Annotated in this window: 21 protein-coding genes; 10 read left to right on the forward strand and 11 right to left on the reverse strand. The window is 57.5% G+C overall.

Annotation, left to right across the window (positions count from 1 at the left end; genetic code table 11):
• Positions 1-2 precede the first annotated feature (2 nt).
• Positions 3-557, forward strand: coding sequence for a cytochrome c oxidase assembly protein (locus CHB79_RS11615; protein WP_089360039.1), 555 nt, complete (start codon positions 3-5; stop codon positions 555-557).
• Positions 558-592: 35 nt separating this feature from the next.
• On the forward strand, positions 593-1,480 hold the full coding sequence (locus CHB79_RS11620) for a cytochrome c oxidase subunit 3 (protein WP_010488076.1): 888 nt from the start codon (positions 593-595) through the stop codon (positions 1,478-1,480).
• A 45-nt stretch (positions 1,481-1,525) separates the two neighbouring features.
• On the opposite strand, the gene CHB79_RS11625 is transcribed toward CHB79_RS11620, so the two are convergent.
• Complete coding sequence (locus tag CHB79_RS11625) at positions 1,526-1,729, reverse strand: twin transmembrane helix small protein (RefSeq protein WP_089360040.1); 204 nt, start codon at positions 1,727-1,729, stop codon at positions 1,526-1,528.
• A gap of 86 nt (positions 1,730-1,815) precedes the next feature.
• On the opposite strand from CHB79_RS11625, the gene CHB79_RS11630 reads away from it, so the two are divergent.
• The 5 genes from CHB79_RS11630 to CHB79_RS11650 are packed head-to-tail and all read left to right on the forward strand — an operon-like array spanning position 1,816 to position 5,774.
• Positions 1,816-2,547: an SURF1 family protein gene (locus CHB79_RS11630; protein WP_089360041.1), complete on the forward strand. Its 732-nt coding sequence runs from the start codon at positions 1,816-1,818 to the stop codon at positions 2,545-2,547.
• A complete protein-coding gene (locus CHB79_RS11635) occupies positions 2,522-3,118 on the forward strand; it encodes a hypothetical protein (RefSeq protein ID WP_089360042.1) in 597 nt (198 codons plus the stop codon). The genes CHB79_RS11630 and CHB79_RS11635 overlap by 26 nt, the downstream gene beginning before the upstream one ends.
• A gap of 29 nt (positions 3,119-3,147) precedes the next feature.
• Positions 3,148-4,197 carry a COX15/CtaA family protein gene (locus CHB79_RS11640; protein ID WP_089360043.1) on the forward strand — a complete coding sequence of 350 codons (1,050 nt, stop codon included), beginning with the start codon at positions 3,148-3,150 and terminating at the stop codon, positions 4,195-4,197.
• 30 nt (positions 4,198-4,227) lie between these two features.
• The gene (gene cyoE, locus CHB79_RS11645; RefSeq protein ID WP_089360044.1) at positions 4,228-5,127 is read left to right on the forward strand and encodes a heme o synthase; all 900 of its coding nucleotides are present in this window, start codon (positions 4,228-4,230) and stop codon (positions 5,125-5,127) included.
• A gap of 11 nt (positions 5,128-5,138) precedes the next feature.
• A complete protein-coding gene (locus CHB79_RS11650) occupies positions 5,139-5,774 on the forward strand; it encodes an SCO family protein (protein ID WP_089360045.1) in 636 nt (211 codons plus the stop codon).
• A 53-nt stretch (positions 5,775-5,827) separates the two neighbouring features.
• Here CHB79_RS11650 and CHB79_RS11655 read toward each other — a convergent pair whose 3' ends face one another.
• Complete coding sequence (locus tag CHB79_RS11655) at positions 5,828-6,253, reverse strand: VOC family protein (protein ID WP_089360046.1); 426 nt, start codon at positions 6,251-6,253, stop codon at positions 5,828-5,830.
• Positions 6,254-6,365: 112 nt separating this feature from the next.
• Here CHB79_RS11655 and CHB79_RS11660 point away from each other — a divergent pair, with 112 nt between their 5' ends.
• On the forward strand, positions 6,366-7,241 hold the full coding sequence (locus CHB79_RS11660; protein ID WP_089360047.1) for a LysR family transcriptional regulator: 876 nt from the start codon (positions 6,366-6,368) through the stop codon (positions 7,239-7,241).
• Between the two features lie 74 nt (positions 7,242-7,315).
• Here the strand turns inward: CHB79_RS11660 and CHB79_RS11665 are convergent, their stop codons facing one another.
• The 7 genes from CHB79_RS11665 to CHB79_RS11695 form a co-directional block, all read right to left on the reverse strand.
• Positions 7,316-8,089, reverse strand: coding sequence for a MetQ/NlpA family ABC transporter substrate-binding protein (locus CHB79_RS11665; RefSeq protein ID WP_089360048.1), 774 nt, complete (start codon positions 8,087-8,089; stop codon positions 7,316-7,318).
• 86 nt (positions 8,090-8,175) lie between these two features.
• Positions 8,176-8,841, reverse strand: coding sequence for a methionine ABC transporter permease (locus CHB79_RS11670; protein ID WP_010488056.1), 666 nt, complete (start codon positions 8,839-8,841; stop codon positions 8,176-8,178).
• The gene (locus tag CHB79_RS11675) at positions 8,841-9,848 is read right to left on the reverse strand and encodes a methionine ABC transporter ATP-binding protein (protein WP_089360347.1); all 1,008 of its coding nucleotides are present in this window, start codon (positions 9,846-9,848) and stop codon (positions 8,841-8,843) included. The genes CHB79_RS11670 and CHB79_RS11675 overlap by 1 nt, the downstream gene beginning before the upstream one ends.
• A 228-nt stretch (positions 9,849-10,076) precedes the next feature.
• Positions 10,077-10,925 carry a PA5502 family lipoprotein gene (locus CHB79_RS11680; protein WP_089360348.1) on the reverse strand — a complete coding sequence of 283 codons (849 nt, stop codon included), beginning with the start codon at positions 10,923-10,925 and terminating at the stop codon, positions 10,077-10,079.
• Between the two features lie 79 nt (positions 10,926-11,004).
• Complete coding sequence (znuB, locus tag CHB79_RS11685) at positions 11,005-11,793, reverse strand: zinc ABC transporter permease subunit ZnuB (protein ID WP_089360049.1); 789 nt, start codon at positions 11,791-11,793, stop codon at positions 11,005-11,007.
• On the reverse strand, positions 11,793-12,584 hold the full coding sequence (znuC, locus tag CHB79_RS11690) for a zinc ABC transporter ATP-binding protein ZnuC (RefSeq protein ID WP_089360050.1): 792 nt from the start codon (positions 12,582-12,584) through the stop codon (positions 11,793-11,795). The genes znuB and znuC overlap by 1 nt, the downstream gene beginning before the upstream one ends.
• Entirely contained in the window at positions 12,581-13,066 is a 486-nt protein-coding gene (locus tag CHB79_RS11695; RefSeq protein WP_089360051.1) for a Fur family transcriptional regulator, read from the reverse strand. Before CHB79_RS11695 ends, znuC begins: the two co-directional genes overlap by 4 nt.
• 66 nt (positions 13,067-13,132) lie before the next feature.
• On the opposite strand from CHB79_RS11695, the gene znuA reads away from it, so the two are divergent.
• The gene (znuA, locus tag CHB79_RS11700; RefSeq protein WP_089360052.1) at positions 13,133-14,071 is read left to right on the forward strand and encodes a zinc ABC transporter substrate-binding protein ZnuA; all 939 of its coding nucleotides are present in this window, start codon (positions 13,133-13,135) and stop codon (positions 14,069-14,071) included.
• Positions 14,072-14,114: 43 nt separating this feature from the next.
• Here znuA and CHB79_RS11705 read toward each other — a convergent pair whose 3' ends face one another.
• Complete coding sequence (locus CHB79_RS11705) at positions 14,115-15,065, reverse strand: homoserine kinase (RefSeq protein ID WP_089360053.1); 951 nt, start codon at positions 15,063-15,065, stop codon at positions 14,115-14,117.
• A gap of 44 nt (positions 15,066-15,109) precedes the next feature.
• Positions 15,110-15,394, reverse strand: coding sequence for a DUF2782 domain-containing protein (locus CHB79_RS11710; protein ID WP_010488037.1), 285 nt, complete (start codon positions 15,392-15,394; stop codon positions 15,110-15,112).
• Between the two features lie 235 nt (positions 15,395-15,629).
• On the opposite strand from CHB79_RS11710, the gene polA reads away from it, so the two are divergent.
• Positions 15,630-18,431, forward strand: coding sequence for a DNA polymerase I (gene polA / locus CHB79_RS11715; protein WP_089360054.1), 2,802 nt, complete (start codon positions 15,630-15,632; stop codon positions 18,429-18,431).
• Positions 18,432-18,707 lie beyond the last annotated feature (276 nt).

Raw genomic sequence — 18,707 nt, forward strand, 5'->3', positions numbered from 1 at the left:
CCATGAACAGCCCAATGCCCAACCGCCGTCTTGTACTTCGCCTGTTAGGCGTGGTGGTGGGCATGTTCGCCTTTGGTTTTGCCCTGGTCCCGATCTATGACGTGATGTGCCAGGCATTCGGCATCAATGGCAAAACCAGCGGCGCTGCGTATGAAGGCGCCCAAGTTGAAAACAGCGCGCGCGAAGTGCGGGTTCAGTTCCTGGCCACCAACAATATCGACATGCCTTGGGAATTCAAGCCAATGGCCGATGATCTCGTCGTGCACCCCGGCGGCACCAACCAGATGCTGTTCGTGGCCAGTAACCCAACGGATAAACCCATGACGGCTCAAGCCATTCCAAGCATTGCACCGTCCAATGCGGCCGCGTATTTCCACAAGACCGAATGCTTTTGTTTCAGCCAGCAAATACTCCAACCCGGCGAACGAATCGAAATGCCGGTGCGATTTATCGTTGATAAAGACCTACCCGCCGACGTGCATCACTTGACGCTGGCGTACACCTTGTTTGATGTCACTGACCGCGTACCACCCGTCGCGCAGGTCAGCCCCAAGTAATGAGCGTAGTTTCGCCTTAAATAAGGAGAACAAAGATGGCGTCTCACGAAACCTATTACGTCCCCTCGCAAAGCAAGTGGCCGATCATTGCTACGCTTGGCATGCTGATCAGCGTCTTCGGTGTTGGCACCTGGTTCAATGACATGTCTGCCGAACGCCCTGACTCCCACGGTCCACTGATTTTCTTTATTGGCGGCTTGTTCCTCGCCTACATGCTGTTTGGCTGGTTCGGCAGCGTGATCAAGGAAAGCCGTGGTGGCCTGTACAGCCCGCAGATGGATCGCTCGTTCCGCTGGGGCATGAGTTGGTTCATCTTTTCCGAGGTGATGTTCTTTGCCGCATTCTTCGGCGCGCTGTTCTATGTTCGCAACCTTGCCGGTCCCTGGCTTGGCGGTGAAGGTGCAAAAGGCGTTGCCAATATGCTGTGGCCGAACTTCCAGTTCAGCTGGCCGCTGCTGCACACCCCCGATCCAAAACTGTTCCCGCCACCAAGCGGTGTGATTGATCCTTGGCACCTGCCATTGATCAACACCATCTTGCTGGTCAGCTCCAGCTTCACCGTGACCTTCGCTCACCATGCCCTGAAAAAGGACAAGCGCGGCGCGCTAAAAGCCTGGCTGGCACTGACAGTGGTACTCGGTGTGGCCTTCCTGTTCTTGCAAGCCTACGAATACTACGAAGCCTACAACCACCTGGGCCTGACTTTGGGCTCGGGGATCTATGGCGCCACATTTTTTATGCTCACGGGCTTCCATGGCGCCCACGTCACCATGGGCGCGCTGATTCTATTCGTGATGCTGATGCGAATTATGAAGGGCCACTTCAACCCGGAGAAACACTTTGGGTTTGAAGCTGCCAGTTGGTACTGGCACTTCGTGGATGTGGTCTGGCTCGGCCTGTTTATCTTCGTCTACGTGCTCTGACCAAGTGCTGGGCACTTGGCGGTACAAGGCCCATGAATGCGGGAATCACCAGGTGACATGGCTGACCAACTGGCCGCTGTAAAAACCCCAGGCGATAAGCGCTACGGTTGCAGCGGTCAAACTAACCCGGACAGTCAGCGAATTGACCACTCGCGAACCATGGCCTTCATCCTTGACCAAGAAGAACAGGCCGCTGAACAAGCTGACCAAGGTCGCAAGCAAGAGAAGGATTATCGCGGCTTTGAGCATGCGTGACTCCTTTAAGGCTCCGGGGGGAGATAAATGCGCTCAACCAGCAGTATAGCCAGCTCCGCCAGATTACTCGGGCAGACGTCATGAGCGGCTTTCGTCCGGGCGCTATTCCCAGCATAGCAGTGCTGGTCTTGCTGCCCGTGCTGGTTGCCCTGGGCTTCTGGCAGCTTGACCGCGCCGAACAAAAACGGCAAATGCTCGCCGCCCATCAACTGCAGGAAGTCGCAGCTCCCATCAGCCTTAACCAACTTGAAGGCCTGACTGACACCGCCTACGTGCGGGTTAAATTGCAGGGCTCATTCGACAGCAACCACAGCCTGTTGCTGGACAACCGCATTCGCGACGGCCATGCAGGCGTTGAAGTGCTGCAACCCTTTTACGACCAGGCCAGTGGCTTGTGGGTGCTCCTCAATCGCGGCTGGCTGCCATGGCCGGACCGCCGCGTAACCCCAGCATTCAGCACGCCGGACTCACAGCTACAACTCAATGCATCGGTGTATCAGCCCCTGGGCGATGGCCTGCAACTACAGGATGTCGCCGCCAGCAGTGCCTGGCCAAAACTGATCACCAAGGTCGACGCAAAAGCCCTGTGGCAACAACTCGGGCGAGCCGGATTGGCTGCCGAGCTGCGAATCGAACCCGGTCCAGCTGCGTTTGAAACCCAGTGGCCAGTGGTCTCGATGAGTCCAGACAAACATCTCGGCTACGCCGTGCAGTGGTTTGCCATGGCCCTGACGTTGCTCGGACTATTCATTTACCTAGGTGTGCATAACGCACGGGAGCCGCACAATGAACCCAAGCATCACCATGCCTGATACCGCACCGAACAACAGGTTCACCGGGCGCCTGCAATTGCTCCTGATACTGGCCATAGTGATTGGCCCCATGGTGCTGGCAACGGCCATGTATTACGGCAACTTCTGGGTACCGGAGAGCCGCAATTACCACGGCGAGCTACTGGGTAACGGGGAAAATCTCCAGAGCCTCGGCATCAGCGACGCCGCAGACAAACGCTGGCAGTTACTGGTAACTGCACCAAACGCCTGCGCAGATGATTGCAAGAAGCTGGTGTTCCTCGCCCGCCAAATCAATATCGGCCTTAACCGCGATGCCACGCGAGCAACCCATACGCTCGCCACCAGCCAGCCGGTTAGCAGCGATTACGACAATCAACTCAAACGCGAATACCCACAACTCACCCAGCATTCGCTGGACCTCTCCGCCTATCAGAAAACCTTGCGCCAGACCGACGCCAAAACCGAAGCAGCACAGCTGTGGATTGTCGACCCACACGGCAATCTGGTGCTGCGTTATGACAACAGCAACAACGGTAAAGAAACACTGAAAGACCTGCAGCACTTGCTCAAACTGTCGCGCATTGGCTGAAAGCAGATTTGCACTTAGGAGTGTGCTTGATGACTAAACCGGGCTATCGCTTTGCATTGTTCGCCACCTTGCTTGCAGCCGTTGTGGTGATGCTTGGCGCCTACACGCGCCTTAGTCATTCAGGGCTGGGCTGCCCGGACTGGCCCGGTTGCTACGGGTTTATCGGCGTACCCATGAGCGAACACGCGCAAGGGCTGGCAGAGTCACGATTCCCGGCAGCACCGGTCGAAGTCGCCAAGGGCTGGGCAGAAATGATCCATCGCTACTTTGCCGGCACCCTCGGCCTGGTGATTCTGGGCTTGGCGGTACACGCCTTGAGACAACAGGGGCAACAGGCGCAACCGCTGAAGCTGCCGTTACTGCTGCTTGGCCTGGTGATAGTGCAAGCGGCCTTTGGCATGTGGACTGTCACTCTCAAGCTGTGGCCACAAGTGGTCACCCTGCATTTGCTAGGCGGCTTCGCCACCTTGAGCCTGTTGTTCCTGTTGACCTTGCGACTATCGGGAAAGGCGCCGCTGATCCCTTCGATCACACCCCAGTTGAGGTGGCTTGCAGGCGCATCACTGGCCTTGGTTATCGGCCAAATCACACTCGGCGGCTGGGTCAGCAGTAACTACGCTGCAGTTGCTTGCGTCGACCTGCCCCGCTGCCACGGCGAATGGTGGCCAGCGATGGATTTCGCCAATGGCTTTCATCTCAGCCAGCACATTGGCCCTAACTATCTTGGCGGTCAGCTCGACAGTGATGCGCGCACCGCGATTCACATGACTCACCGGATCGGCGCCCTGCTCGTCACCTGCATGCTTATGCTTTTGGCCTGGCGTCTACGCGCTGCGGGCCTGAGGCGCCTGGCTGGCGGGGTTTTAGTCGCCCTGGCCATGCAGGTTGGCCTGGGCATCAGCAATGTCATTTTCCACCTGCCGCTGCTGGTCGCTGTAGCGCACAACGCTGGCGGCGCGGTACTGCTGATGAGCATGATCCTGGTTAATTACCGCGTGCGCGCACCGGCAACCGCGGGCAGGCGAATCGCAATCGAAGAAGGTTTTACTGCGCAAATCAGGCGGCGTACAGCCGTCTAACGCATCGGAATAAGTAGAAGGAGTCACCCCATGGCAACTCTATTACGCGAACAGGCCGGACACCTTAGCTGGAGAGATTTCCTCGAGTTGACCAAACCCCGTGTCGTGGTGCTGATGCTGATCACCTCGCTGGTCGGTATGTTTCTCGCGACGCGGGCGGGCGTGACCTGGCAGGTATTGATTTTCGGCAACCTGGGCATTGGTTTGTGCGCAGGCGCTGCCGCCGCAGTGAACCATGTGGTCGACCGGCGAATCGACTCGATCATGGCGCGCACCCACAAGCGCCCAGTCACCTCCGGACGCATGTCGCCGTTACTGGCGCTGAGCTTTGCATTAGTACTGGCCGTTAGCGGAATGCTGCTGTTGCTGGCATTTACCAACGAGCTGGCCGCCTGGCTGACCCTGGCCTCGCTGCTCGGTTATGCAGTGCTCTATACCGGTTTTCTCAAGCGTGCGACGCCGCAAAATATCGTTATAGGAGGTTTGGCTGGCGCGGCACCACCGCTGCTTGGCTGGGTTGCAGTCACCGGGCATATCAGTGCCGAGCCGTTACTGCTGGTGCTGATTATCTTCGCCTGGACACCACCGCACTTCTGGGCCCTGGCCATTCACCGCAAAGAGGAATACGCCAAGGCCGATATCCCGATGCTGCCGGTCACACACGGTGAACACTACACAAAGATTCACATCATTCTTTACACCTGCATGATGTTCGCCGTTACCCTGCTGCCTTACGCAATCCACATGAGCGGTCTGCTGTACCTGGTCTGCGCGGTCATTCTGGGCGCACGCTTTCTCCAGTGGTCGGTGGTGTTGTACCGTGACAGCAAACCGCACGCAGCGATCAACACCTTCAAGTACAGTATCTGGTACCTGTTCCTGTTGTTTATCGCCTTGTTGGTGGATCACTACTTGTTCTTCAACCTATAGATTTTGGTGCCATGACCCGTACTCAGACTACCGTTTTTGTTCTTGTCGCTGTCATCGCCCTGGTACTGGGGCTCACTGTAAACAAAGTGCTTAACAGCAAAGCCCAGGCTGACCCAACCAAGCTGCTCGATGCGGGTATCGTCTTACTGCCTCAAGGTCGTGACGTGCCGACCCTCGACTTGGTTGACCAGAATGGCAAGCCATTCAAGACCTCGCAGCTCAAGGACAAATGGAGCCTGCTGTTTTTCGGCTACACCTTTTGCCCGGACATTTGCCCGGCCACACTGGCCGAACTGCGCGAACTGAAAAAAATGTTGCCCAAAGAGGCTGTGGATAATTTGCGCGTCGTGCTGGTCAGCGTTGACCCACATCGCGATACGCCGGAACAACTGAAGAAATACCTTGGTTACTTTGACTCCAGCTTCACCGGCTTGACCGGCGAAGAAAAGACCATCGAAAAACTCGCCAACGGCGTCAGCATTCCATTTATTCCAGCCGACACCAACAAGCCCAACTACACCGTTGATCACAGCGGCAACCTGGTGATTGTAGGCCCGGATGGCAGGCAGCGCGGCTTCATTCGCGCCCCGCTGAATAACCAGAAACTTGCGGCGCAACTGCCTGAGTTGCTAATGCAAAAAGACTAAAAGTCGCCAGGGGCAAACACCGTGCAGTTTGCCCCTGCGCGATCAGTTGCTCATCATTTGGCAAACATCTGCGACAGGTCCTTGAAGGCCTTGAACTCAAGCGCATTACCGCAAGGGTCAAACAGGAACATGGTCGCCTGTTCACCCACCTGCCCCTTGAAACGCACATAAGGCTCGATCACGAACTCGGTCTGCCGCTCGCGCAGGCGTTGTGCCAGTTGCTCCCAATCCTGCCAGCCCAATACCACGCCAAAATGCGGCACCGGCACGTCATGGCCATCGACTGGATTGCTTTGCGCGTGGCTTTGCGAGTCTGTCTTCGGGCTTTCGTGGATGACCAACTGATGGCCAAAGAAGTCGAAATCAACCCAGTGATCACTGCTACGACCTTCTGGACAACCAAAGACTTCACCATAGAAGTGCCGGGCAGCCTTTAAGTCATAAACCGGAATAGCCAGGTGGAACGGAGCGAGAGCCATGCAGATGTCCTGTTGAGGTAAGCCAGTCGCCTCAGTTTAGCTACAGTAAAAGTGATTAAAAGCGAATATTATTGCGCTCAACCTCAAATTAAATTGATCAATCGAGACGTCCATGCTTCGCGAGCTGAAAACCTTTTTGCTGGTTGCAAAGTACGGCACCTTCGCCGCGGCAGGTCAGCACGCGGGGCTGACTCAATCGGCGGTGAGCGCGCAAATGCGTGTACTTGAGCAAGGGCTGGGCCTGCGTTTGTTTGACCGCAGCGGTCGCGCGGCCGTGCTTAATGCCGCTGGCCGGCATGCGCTGCCGCTGGCGGAACAAATGCTCGGGCTTTATGCACAAATGGCCCTGCCAACAGCCTTGGCTGAATGGCGCGGCGAGTTGAAAGTCGGGGCGATTGCCAGCGTGCAGACCGGCTTGCTGCCTGATGCCTTGCCAAGCTTTCGAGCCCAGGCGGCGCAGGTCGAAGTCAAGATCATCCCTGGGGTTTCCTTGAACCTGCTTGGCCAGATCGATGCAGGCGAAATCGACCTGGCATTGCTGATCAAACCGCCATTCGACCTACCCAAGGAACTGCTCGAAGTCAGCCTGGCCCGTGAGCCATTCGTACTGATAACCCCTCTGTCAGTCGAGGTCGATGAGCCGCTGAAAATACTCGCCGAACAGCCTTTCGTTCGCTATGAGCGACGCTCGTTTGGCGGCAGGCTGGTGAGCAGGTTCTTACGCGAACAGCAGATTGATACTCGCGACACCCTGGAGCTGGACGAGCTGGAAGCCATAGTCCGGATGGTTGAGAACGGCATGGGCGTATCACTGATCCCCCGTGCGGGCCTGTGGCTGCAACGGCCCACGCAATTGCGCGTCATAGAACTGGGCCCGCTGACCTTTCACCGCGAACTGGTAGCCCTGCTGCGTCGCGCCCAGCGCCAGCCAGCACTCGATTGCCTGCTTGAGTGCCTGACCCCGGCATACACGCCTGCCCACAACTGAACGTAGAGTACGCTACCAACAAAAAAGCCGCTCTCAGGGAGCGGCTTTCAAGGCATGGGGTTGCAGCGATCAGATTAGAACGCTGGAACGATTGCGCCTTTGTATTTTTCAACGATGAAGGCTTTGACTTCTGGGCTGTTCAGGGCCTTGGCCAGTTTCTGCATGGCCGGGCTGTCCTTGTTGTCTTCGCGGGCAACCAGGTTGTTTACGTATGGCGAGTTGCTGTCTTCGATCACCAGCGCGTCCTTGGTTGGGTTGAGCTTGGCTTCCAGGGCGTAGTTGGTGTTGATCAGCGCGAGGTCGACCTGAGTCAGAACACGTGCCAGGGTGGCGGCTTCGAGAGCACGGAACTTGATGTTCTTCGGGTTCTCAACCACATCCTTGGGCGTCGCCAGGATGTTGCTTGAGTCCTTGAGCTTGATCAGGCCGGCTTTTTCCAGCAGCAACAGCGCGCGACCGCCATTGGTTGCATCGTTCGGGATAACCACTGTGGCGCCTTGCGGCAATTCGTCGAGGCTCTTGTACTTGGTTGAATAAGCACCAAAGGGTTCAACATGAACGCCGACAACGCTTACCAGCTTGGTGCCACGGCTTTTGTTGAACTCATCGAGGTAAGGCTGGTGCTGGAAGAAGTTGGCATCCAGGCGCTTTTCAGCAACCTGTACGTTTGGCTGGACGTAGTCAGTGAATACCTTGATATCCAGGTCAACACCTTCTTTGGCCAAGGTTGGCTTAACGAACTCGAGGATTTCGGCATGCGGTACGGCAGTGGCCGCTACGCTCAGGGTTTCAGCCTGGGCGGCAAAGGCCGCGAAGGTTGCGAAAGCAGCAACGAGCAACTTTTTCATCATATATCTCCTTGTGGGATGTTAAGCGGCGGCTGATAACCGCACTGTTCTGTTGGTTCTTGGCAAACAGGTCGCGTTTGCTGCAATTATTTACGTGAAAAATGCACCACCAGCTTGTCGCCAACGCTTTGCAGAATCTGCACAAGCACCAGCAATAGCACCACGGTGACCATCATCACATCAGGCTGGTAACGCTGGTAGCCGTAGCGCACCGCGAGGTCGCCAAGCCCGCCACCGCCGATCAGGCCGGACATTGCGGTATAGGAAACCAAGGTAATTGCGGTCACGGTTATCGCCGCAAAGATACCCGGCAATGCTTCGGGCAGCAGCGCGTTGACCACAATCTGCCGGGTGGTTGCGCCCATCGCCTGGGTCGCCTCGATAATGCCTTTATCCACTTCGCGCAAAGCCGTTTCGACCAACCGGGCGAAAAATGGCGTTGCACCGACAACCAAGGGCGGAATAGCCCCGGCCACACCCAGTGAAGTGCCGGTGATAAGCACCGTTGCCGGGATCATCACAATCAGCAAGATCACAAAGGGCACCGAGCGCAGCACGTTGACCAGCAGTGACAGCAGGCCGTAGAAGGCTTTTTGCTCGAACATCTGCCGTGGGCTGGTCAGAAACAGCAGCACGCCAAGCGGCAGACCCAGTAATACGGTAAACAGCAGCGAGCCGCCGAGCATGCTCAGGGTATCAAGGCTGGCCTGCCAGATTTCGACCCAGTCTACGTTGGGGAATAGGCTTTCCATTAGCGCAGCACCTCCAGGTGAACGTCGGCCGCGGCAAAGCAGGCAATCGCCGCCTCCAGATCGCCGCCGGTCAGGGCCAGGGTCAACTGGCCGTATGGGGTATCTTTGATGCGATCGATACGACCAGCAAGAATGCTGTAATCAACCCCGGTCTGGCGGGCAACAGTGCCAAGCAAGGGAGCGTATGTGGATTCCCCCTGGAAGGTCAGGCGCAGGATACGGCCTGCAACATGGGCAAAGTCATCGTGCTGTTCTTGTTCATCGACATGCTCGGACTCCTGCACAAAGCGCTTGGTTGTGCTGTGCTGCGGATGCAGGAACACGTCCGCCACCGGCCCCTGCTCGACAATAACCCCGGCATCCATCACCGCAACCCGATCGCAAACCCGGCGGATGACATCCATTTCATGGGTAATCAGCACGATGGTCAGGTTCAGTTCGCGGTTGATCTCGGCCAGCAATTGCAGGACCGACGCCGTTGTTTGTGGGTCTAGCGCGCTGGTGGCTTCATCGCAGAGCAGGATTTTTGGCTCGGTGGCCAATGCGCGGGCAATGCCGACACGCTGTTTTTGACCGCCCGACAATTGCGCAGGGTATTTCTTGGCATGGTCGCTCAAGCCAACACGGGCGAGCAATTGCGCGACTCGCTTGTCGAGATCGGCGCCTGACAACTTGCCAGCCAACTTCAGTGGCAAGGCCACGTTGTCGGCCACGGTTTTTGATGACAGCAGGTTAAAGTGCTGGAAAATCATTCCGACCTGCTGGCGAAAACCGCGCAAACCATTGGCGTCCAGCGCGGTCACCTCTTCACCATCGATATCGATGCGCCCACCGGAAGGTTCTTCCAGGCGGTTGATCAAGCGCAGCAGGGTACTTTTACCGGCACCGGAGTGGCCGATAATGCCGAACACTTCGCCACGGGCGATGTTCAAGTCGGTCGGCTGTAGCGCCGTTATCGCTTGGCCATTGACGTGGTACGCCTTATGGACCTGTTGGAAATTGATCACGCGGGAAACCTTTTGGGTCTTCAAACTGCGGGGTAAGCGCAAAAAGGTTGCGTAGTTTACCCGCTGCTCTATAGGTCTCAAAAATCTTTGTAGACCTATGGTTATAACTAAATCGAAATAACGATCGTGGTTTTTAGTGCTGTTCAGCCAGCACCCAATTAGCCCTGGGCAAGCCAGAAACCCACGCGGGTAATTTGTCTTGCCCGCAGCAGGTAGTTGCCGGACTGGTTAAAACCTCGGTCGCGGGCTAAGCACCAGACGTGGCACCGAATCAGCCTTGATGGTGTGGCTCAGGCTCGCCTTGTAATTGGGTTCAATGCGCTTGATGCGAGCATTGAGCAATGCCGCAACCCATGGGTAATCCTTGCTTTCACGGACCTGGATATGCACGGCGCAATTAAAGTGCACGACATCCGACGCCGCTTTATCGAGTAGACGGCGCAAGCTGTCGTTGTCGTGGTTATCCAGCATCGGCAGCAAGACCTGGCTGTTTTCCTCGGATGGATTGATCACCTGTGCCTTGGGCTTGCCCGGCGTCCTGATCCCCACTTGAGGCTCGGCCAGTCGGGCAATACCGAGTACCGCCGCCTGGGTTTCAGCCGCTTGGCGCAGCAGTTGCGCTTGCTCAAGGCGAGCAGCCTCGGCCTTGGCGCCGGCAGCGCGCTGTTCCTGAGCGGCGCTGAGTTCGGTTTCGCGAGCTTTGGCAATAGCCCCGTCCAGGCCTGTGGTCAAAGCAGGTGCTTGCGGCATCATGCTGCGGGCGCGGCCAAGGGCAGTGGTTGCAGTGTCCAGGTCGCCATCTTGAAGGGCTTGCTGGCCTTGGTGCAGGTAGGCCTCGGCCAGTTGTCGCTGGTAGGCCTCAAGGCGCGTGTCACCTGCGGCACTGACTTTCAAGGCATCGAGTTGCTGCTCGGCAGTCGCCAGGTTACCGGCGCGCAGGCTTTGGTCAAGCTGATTGAAGCCACTGACCAGAGGATCAGTCGGCAGGTCAGCCTCCTGTGGCACTTGCTGCTGACAGGCCGCCAATACCAGTAAAGTCGCAACGATAAACAGGCGACGCAATGCTAAAGACATCATGCTGTTAGTCTCGAATTGAACAAAAAACACGCAAGTCTACACCAGCAAGGCGACAGACCACGAATCTGCCGCATAGGCCTTAAGCATGGCGCTTGGGCAACACAAAACTAAGCAAGAACAAACAGGCGGCAGAAACCACAATCGAAGGCCCGGCGGGCGTATCCTCAAACCAGGAAAGGCTGAGGCCGCTGCACACCGCCACCATCCCCAGCAGGCTCGCGCCGAAAGCCATTTGCTCGGGCGTTCGGGCATGGCGTTGGGCAGCGGCGGCTGGAATGATCAGCAGTGAAGTGATCAGCAACACACCGACGATTTTCATCGCCACCGCAATGACCACGGCAATCAAGAGCATCAAGCTCAGGCGAATCGCTGCGACCGGCAGCCCCTCTACCTTGGCCAGCTCCTCGTGCACGGTGATTGCCAGCAAGGGCCGCCAAAGAATCGCCAATAGCACCAGCACCAGTGCGCTGCCGCCAAGGATCCAGGCCAGGTCAGTGGGACCGACAGCCAGCAGGTCGCCAAACAGATAGCCCATCAAATCAATACGCACATCATGCATAAAGCTCAGTACGACCAAGCCAAGGGACAAGGTGCTGTGCGCGAGAATCCCGAGCAAGGTATCGGAGGCCAGGGGCTGGCGGGTTTGCAATGTCACCAACAGCGCCGCAATCAATACACAGCCGACAGTCACCGCAAGCATTGGACTGACATCGAGCATCAGGCCCAGCGCCACGCCAAGCAGCGCCGCATGTGACAGCGTGTCGCCAAAATAAGCCATGCGCCGCCAGACCACGAACGAACCGAGCGGGCCAGCAACCAGCGCCAATGCCAGGCCGGCAACCAGCGCATTAATCAGAAAATCAGCCATTATTTATCCGCGCTCCCCGGCGCGTGCCCGCAATTCGGGCCATGTACATGAGGTTGCTCGCTGATGACGCCGCCGTGCAGGTCGTGGGCGTGGTCGTGGTGGTGGTGATAGACCGCCAGGCTTTTCGCATCCTGACCAAAGAGCTCGACAAACGCGGGGTCGCCGCTGACCTGCTCCGGGTGTCCGGAACAACAGACGTGGCGATTCAGACAAACCACTTTGTCAGTGGTACTCATCACCAGGTGCAAGTCGTGGGAAACCATCAGCACGCCACACTGGTGCCGGTCACGCAGGCGGGTAATCAGCCGATACAACTCAGCCTGCCCGGCGACATCAACACCCTGTACCGGCTCGTCAAGCACCAGCAGTTCTGGCTCACGCAACAGCGCCCGCGCCAGCAATACACGTTGCATCTCCCCGCCGGAGACCGTTTGCAAAGGGCTGTCGATGACATGCTCGGCGCCAACTTCAGCCAAGGCTGACAACGCCTTGCGTCGATCCACTCCCGGCACCAGGCGCAAAAAACGCAGCACCGTGAGCGGCAAGGTGGCGTCGACATGCAGCTTTTGCGGCATATAGCCGATGCGCAGCTTGTGCTTGCGCCAGACATCGCCGGTATCGATTTTCAGCAAGCCGAGCACTGCCCGAACCAGGGTTGTCTTGCCGGCACCATTGGGACCGATCAGGGTAACGATTTCACCCGGCCTGACGCTAAGTTGCACCTTCTCAAGCACGGCCTGACCAGAGAAGTGAACGCCAACATCTTCAAGCCGTATCAGCGCATCACTCATTTGGGCTCCCGGCAAGCCGCGCACAAGCCCACCACTTCGACGGTCTGGCTTTCGACAGCAAAGCCAATGCTCTTGGCGCTATTGAGAATGGCTTGGTTAATTTTCTCGTGCTCAAGCTCAACCGCGACGTGGCAATCTCGGCAGATCAGGAACTGGCCCTGGTGCGCATGCTCTGGCTGATTACAGCCGACAAAGGCATTGAGCGAGGCAATGCGGTGCACCAGGCCGTTTTCCAGCAGGAAATCCAGGGCGCGGTAGACCGTCGGCGGCGCGGCACGACGACCGTCTTCATCGCTCAGGACACCGAGGATGTCGTATGCCCCCAATGGCTTATGGCTCTGCCACACCAATTCCAGCACCCGTTTGCGCAGCGCAGTCAGGCGCGTGCCTTGGCGCAGGCAGATATCTTCGGCTTCAGCCAGGGCATGGCTGACGCAGTGCGAATGATCGTGAGGGCGGGATGCAAGCGGTGTCTGAGTCATGGGCGGCGACGTTTTGGTTAAGAGACGTTATTATATAACCTCTTTTGTCCTTATCGAGTATTTATCGTGTCACGTGTCTTCTCCGTTGCTTGTTTATTACTGAGCACCTTGCTGTGCAGCACCGTTGCCCGGGCCGAGGTGCAGGTGCTGACGAGCATCAAACCCCTGCAACTCATTGCCGCCGCCGTGCAAGATGGCGTTGGTGAGCCTGACGTACTGCTGCCGCCTGGTGCCTCGCCGCACCATTACGCACTGCGGCCTTCGGACATTCGTCGGGTGCGTGACGCCCAGTTGATGTATTGGGTTGGCCCTGAACTGGAAAACTTTCTGCCACGGGTAATGGCCCAGCGCACACAGCCCAGTGTTGCGGTGCAAACCCTGGCAGGCCTGCAACTGCAGCACTTCGACGAAGCGCAGGAGCACGATCAGCACGACCATGGCGCCGATGATCACGATCACGACCACCAGCCAGGCAGTCTCGACGTGCATCTATGGCTGAACCCAGTCAACGCCCAGGTCATTGCCGCACGCATGGCTGCGGACCTGAGCAGTGCCGACCCAGGCAACGCCGCACGCTATCAAGCCAACCTGGCAGCTTTCGACAAGCGCCTGGAAACTCTCGATGCACGCTTGAAGACCCGCTTGGTGGCTGCCGAAGGCAAACCCTATTTCGTCTTCCACGAAGCCTATAACTACTTCGAACACGCCTACGGCCTTGAACATGCTGGCGTATTCAGCGTCTTGGGAGAAGTGCAGCCAGGCGCCAAGCATGTCGATGCGATGCGCGAGCGCCTACAGGAAGCAGGGCCAGCCTGCGTTTTCAGCGAGCCGCCCTTTGTACCGCGCCTGGCGAAAACCCTTACCGCAGGCCTGCCGGTCAACCTGGCGGTGCTCGACCCAATGGGCGCTGAGCTAAGCGCCAACGCAACAGGCTACGAGACGCTGATGGATAACCTGGCCAATGATCTGACCCAATGCCTGGGGAACCTGCCTGCGGCCCAATAGCCTGGAAAATCCCAGCTTGCCTTCACGCCAGGCAAGCTGGGGATCAAAGCGCAAAGGGCAGATGCAGATCAACTTGCTGGCGATGGCTCAGGCGCTGGCGAAACTCATCCGGATCATGAATCAGCACTTCCTGGCCGGCGAAAGACTCCGCCGCGATCAGGCGTGACAGCCAGAACCGCACGCATGCCACCCGCAGCAGGGTCGGCCAAAGCTCAGCCTCGGCGGCTGTGAACGGACGCAGCGCAGCATAGGCGCCAAGCAAGGCGCGCGCCCGATGCAGATCAAGCTCGCCACCGGGCTCCGAGCACCAGTCATTAAGGGTAATCGCCAAGTCATAGAGCATCGGCCCCGAGCAGGCGTTGTAGAAATCGATCACCCCAGCCAGGTGCGGACCATCGAACAACACATTGTCACGAAACAGGTCAGCGTGCAGGTTGGCCTGGGGCAGTGCCTGGATTTGCGCCTTGTGCTGACTAATTTCAGCCAACACTGCATTAAGCAACTCGGCAGACTCTGCCGGCAGTTGCTGGGCAAGATGCGGGCCCTGTTGCAACATCCAGTCCAGGCCACGATCACTTTTGCGGGTGATCGGTTGCTCACGGGTTGCCACATGAATGCGCGCCAGCAGTTGCCCAACCTCCTGGCAGTGATGGGCATTGGCTTCGCTCACATGCTTGCCGCTCAAGCGCGGCTGCAGCAAGGCAGGCTTGTCGGCCAAGCTGCGCAAGGCCTGATCATCAGTGGTGCGCAACGCATAAGGCACCGGCAAGCCGGCCTCATGGAGCACATCAAGCAGCTCGATAAAGAACGGCAGATCAGCGCTTGGGCCACGCTCAATCAGGGTCAGGACGAATTCGCCCTGCTCCAGACTGATAAAAAAATTGGTGTTCTCACTGCCCGCGGCAATACCTTGGAAGTCGCGCAGGCGACCCAATCCATAGGGAGCGAGAAAGACTTCTAACTCTGGACGTTCCAGAGGGGTAAACACGGACATGTCAAAACTGCCTTAGCGCCTGAAATTTTATCTGTATTGCTCGATTACCAGCTGAAGATTTCCCATGCAGGAATCAACATGTCAGGGTCGTCGGAACGAATGAAATTGCCGTCGCTGCCATCTGAACGCACCAAAAAGTAAGGCTTGCCATTCTTTGGAATGACTTTGATCGCATATAGAAAACCGTTAACCCGGTACTCCTGCACCGTGCGATCGCCTTCTTGACGAATGGTTACGTCCGGTTCCGCAGTGACCGGATCCTCGGCATGCGCCATGGTTGCGCCAACGCCAAGCAGACCGGCCAACAACAGGCAGTTAAGTGTGCGCATGGTAACCTTGTCCTTTTATAGTCAACGATGCAGTCATTCTAGTGGTTAGTCGGTCCATAGGGTTAATGGATGTTCGCCTGTTTTAAGCGCCAACAGAAAAAAGTCGCACGCAACGCAACCCGGAGCCCGCGCAGCGGCTCCTCAGAGCGCCCTTAGAAAACTGCGAGCAGTTCGGCTACCCTGTTTACGCCCAAACATCATTAAGACTGCCCTCGTCAAAAGGTTAAACCTGCTCATGAGTCAAACCCCTCTGGTTCTGGTCGACGGTTCTTCATACCTGTACCGCGCCTTCCATGCATTGCCGCCACTGACCACCTCGAAAGGGCTGCCCACGGGTGCGGTAAAGGGCGTGCTGAACATGCTCAAGAGCTTGCGCAAACAATATCCGGACAGCCCCTTTGCCGTTGTTTTCGATGCCAAAGGCGGCACATTCCGTGATGAAATCTTTGCTGACTACAAGGCAAACCGCCCCTCCATGCCGGACGAGCTGCGCCTGCAGATCGAACCCCTGCATGCCAGCGTGCGTGCGCAGGGCCTGCCGTTGCTCTGCGTGGAAGGTGTCGAGGCCGACGACGTAATAGGCACACTGGCGCGCAAAGCCGCCGGAGAAGGCCGCGACGTAGTGATCTCCACCGGCGACAAGGACATGGCACAGCTGGTCTGCAAGCACGTTACCCTGGTCAACACCATGACCGGAAGCGTCTATGACATCGAAGGCGTTAAGGAGAAATTCGGGGTCGGTCCTGAGCTGATCATCGACTACCTCGCACTGATGGGCGACAAGGTCGACAACATTCCGGGCGTACCGGGTGTCGGCGAGAAGACTGCCCTGGGCCTGCTGGTCGGTATCGGCGGTGGCCTCGATGAGATCTATGCCAACCTCGACAAAGTCCCTGACCTGCCAATCCGCGGAGCGAAAGGCCTGCCAGCCAAGCTCGAAGAACACCGCGACATGGCGTACCTGTCTTATACCCTGGCCACGATTAAACTCGACGTGGAACTGAACGTCGAGATTGAAGCGCTGCATCCGGGAACCCCCGACATAGAGCAGTTGCTTGAATTATATGAAGAGCTGGAATTCAAGACCTGGCGCGATGAACTGCAACGCAAGCACAAGGCCGTGGCCGCCAAGGTTGCGGCCACGCCATCAACTGACCTGTTTGCCCTGCCAGCAGACGCAACAGATGCAGCAGCCAATACCAGCAGCGAAGAACCCGCCGCTGAACGCTATCAAACCGTACTTGAGCAAGCCGACTTTGACGCCTGGATCAAGAAGCTCAATAAAGCCGAGCTGATCGCCTTTGATACCGAAACCACCAGCATTGATGCCCAGCAGGCGCAACTGGTCGGTGTTTCATTTGCCGTCAGCGCCGGCGAGGCCGCCTACGTGCCCCTGGCCCACTCCTATATGGGCGTGCCGACGCAACTTGATCGCGACGCCGTACTCAAGGCACTGAAGCCGATCCTCGAAGATCCGAGCAAAGCCAAGGTTGCGCAAAACGCCAAGTACGACATAAACGTACTGGCCAATGCATCGACACCCATCCATGTGCAGGGTGTGAAGTTCGACACCATGCTGGAGTCCTACGTGTACGACTCCACGGCAACGCGCCACGATATGGACAGCCTTGCGCTCAAGTACCTCGGCCACAGCACTATTCGCTTCGAGGATATTGCCGGCAAAGGCGCCAAGCAGCTGACCTTCGACCAGATATCCCTTGAGCAAGCCGGCCCCTACGCCGCCGAAGATGCCGACGTTACCCTGCGCCTGCATCAGACACTCTGGGAAAAGCTCGCCACCACGCCAAGCCTGCTGAGCGTACTCAACGAAATCGAAATCCCGCTGGTGCCTGTGCTCGCCCGCATTGAACGCCAGGGCGCCCTGGTCGATGCCAAGCTGCTCGGCGAGCAGAGTCGCGAACTGGGTGAAAAACTGGTGGCCCTTGAGCGCCAGGCATTCGACATCGCCGGCGAAGAATTCAACCTGGCCTCGCCCAAGCAACTCGGGGTGATTCTTTACGAAAAGCTCGGCCTGCCAATCATCAGCAAGACCGCCAAGGGCCAGGCATCCACCGCCGAAGCGGTGCTGGCCGAACTGGCTGAGCAGGATTTCGAACTGCCCAAGGTGCTGATGCAATACCGCAGCCTGAGCAAGCTCAAGAGCACCTATACCGATCGCCTGCCTGAACAAATCAACCCGCGCACGGGACGCATCCACACCAGCTATCATCAAGCCGTTGCCGCCACAGGTCGCCTGTCCTCCAGTGACCCGAACCTGCAGAATATTCCAATCCGCACCGCAGAAGGCCGGCGGATTCGCCAGGCGTTTGTCGCCCCGAAAGGCTACAAGCTGCTGGCGGCGGATTATTCACAAATCGAGCTGCGCATCATGGCCCACCTGGCGCAAGATGCCGGCCTGCTTGATGCCTTCCGTCACGACCTGGATGTACACAAGGCCACGGCTGCAGAGGTATTCGGCGTCGAACTTGATGAGGTCAGCAGCGACCAGCGTCGTAGCGCCAAGGCCATCAACTTCGGCCTGATCTACGGCATGAGCGCATTCGGCCTGGCCAAGCAGATTGGGGTAGACCGCAAGCAGTCGCAAGCCTATATCGACCGCTACTTCGCGCGTTACCCGGGGGTTCTGGCGTACATGGAAAGCACCCGGGAAAAGGCTGCAGAGCAAGGCTTCGTCGAAACCATCTTCGGGCGCCGCCTGTACTTGCCGGAGATCAACGCGAAAAACCCGGCGCTGCGCAAAGGCGCCGAACGCACGGCAATCAACGCGCCAATGCAGGGCACTGCAGCCGATATCATCAAGCGCGCAATGATTGCAGTTGATAAATGGCTGGCCGAATCGAAGCTCGACGCCAAGGTTATCCTGCAAGTTCACGATGAATTGGTGCTTGAGGTACGTGAAGACCAGGTCGATACGGTTCGCGAGCAGATAAAACTGCAAATGAGCAGCGCAGCCAAGCTGGATGTGCCGCTACTGGTCGAGGTCGGCGTGGGCAACAACTGGGACGAAGCCCACTGATCACGGGCCCTCGAGCACGAATAGCGAACGCTGTCCGTGCTCCAGATAACAAAGTTATTAAAAAACTTTGCTTATGACTAAAAGATTTTTCAAAACTGCTGAACTTTCTTTTCCAGCAACCAGTCAGAGTTTATGAATGGCCCGCAAAGCCATTCATGCTCCTTTGTTGTGTTAAGTGTTGGCAGACATCTGAACCCCGCCCTAGCGGTTCAGACCCTTAAACTCCGAACTTCTCCCTCCCCATATGAAGCTCGGAGTTTTTTTTGCCTGAAGAAA

This window comes from Pseudomonas segetis (genome assembly GCF_900188155.1).
GTDB lineage: Bacteria > Pseudomonadota > Gammaproteobacteria > Pseudomonadales > Pseudomonadaceae > Aquipseudomonas > Aquipseudomonas segetis.

Bases quoted from the DNA above. Each gene is read 5' to 3' on its own strand.
- CHB79_RS11615 (WP_089360039.1), top strand. From the start codon at position 3: ATGAACAGCCCAATGCCCAACCGCCGTCTTGTACTTCGCCTGTTAGGC.
- CHB79_RS11620 (WP_010488076.1), top strand. From the start codon at position 593: ATGGCGTCTCACGAAACCTATTACGTCCCCTCGCAAAGCAAGTGGCCG.
- CHB79_RS11625 (WP_089360040.1), bottom strand. From the start codon at position 1,729: ATGCTCAAAGCCGCGATAATCCTTCTCTTGCTTGCGACCTTGGTCAGC.
- CHB79_RS11630 (WP_089360041.1), top strand. From the start codon at position 1,816: ATGAGCGGCTTTCGTCCGGGCGCTATTCCCAGCATAGCAGTGCTGGTC.
- CHB79_RS11635 (WP_089360042.1), top strand. From the start codon at position 2,522: ATGAACCCAAGCATCACCATGCCTGATACCGCACCGAACAACAGGTTC.
- CHB79_RS11640 (WP_089360043.1), top strand. From the start codon at position 3,148: ATGACTAAACCGGGCTATCGCTTTGCATTGTTCGCCACCTTGCTTGCA.
- cyoE (WP_089360044.1), top strand. From the start codon at position 4,228: ATGGCAACTCTATTACGCGAACAGGCCGGACACCTTAGCTGGAGAGAT.
- CHB79_RS11650 (WP_089360045.1), top strand. From the start codon at position 5,139: ATGACCCGTACTCAGACTACCGTTTTTGTTCTTGTCGCTGTCATCGCC.
- CHB79_RS11655 (WP_089360046.1), bottom strand. From the start codon at position 6,253: ATGGCTCTCGCTCCGTTCCACCTGGCTATTCCGGTTTATGACTTAAAG.
- CHB79_RS11660 (WP_089360047.1), top strand. From the start codon at position 6,366: ATGCTTCGCGAGCTGAAAACCTTTTTGCTGGTTGCAAAGTACGGCACC.
- CHB79_RS11665 (WP_089360048.1), bottom strand. From the start codon at position 8,089: ATGAAAAAGTTGCTCGTTGCTGCTTTCGCAACCTTCGCGGCCTTTGCC.
- CHB79_RS11670 (WP_010488056.1), bottom strand. From the start codon at position 8,841: ATGGAAAGCCTATTCCCCAACGTAGACTGGGTCGAAATCTGGCAGGCC.
- CHB79_RS11680 (WP_089360348.1), bottom strand. From the start codon at position 10,925: ATGATGTCTTTAGCATTGCGTCGCCTGTTTATCGTTGCGACTTTACTG.
- znuB (WP_089360049.1), bottom strand. From the start codon at position 11,793: ATGGCTGATTTTCTGATTAATGCGCTGGTTGCCGGCCTGGCATTGGCG.
- znuC (WP_089360050.1), bottom strand. From the start codon at position 12,584: ATGAGTGATGCGCTGATACGGCTTGAAGATGTTGGCGTTCACTTCTCT.
- CHB79_RS11695 (WP_089360051.1), bottom strand. From the start codon at position 13,066: ATGACTCAGACACCGCTTGCATCCCGCCCTCACGATCATTCGCACTGC.
- CHB79_RS11705 (WP_089360053.1), bottom strand. From the start codon at position 15,065: ATGTCCGTGTTTACCCCTCTGGAACGTCCAGAGTTAGAAGTCTTTCTC.
- CHB79_RS11710 (WP_010488037.1), bottom strand. From the start codon at position 15,394: ATGCGCACACTTAACTGCCTGTTGTTGGCCGGTCTGCTTGGCGTTGGC.
- polA (WP_089360054.1), top strand. From the start codon at position 15,630: ATGAGTCAAACCCCTCTGGTTCTGGTCGACGGTTCTTCATACCTGTAC.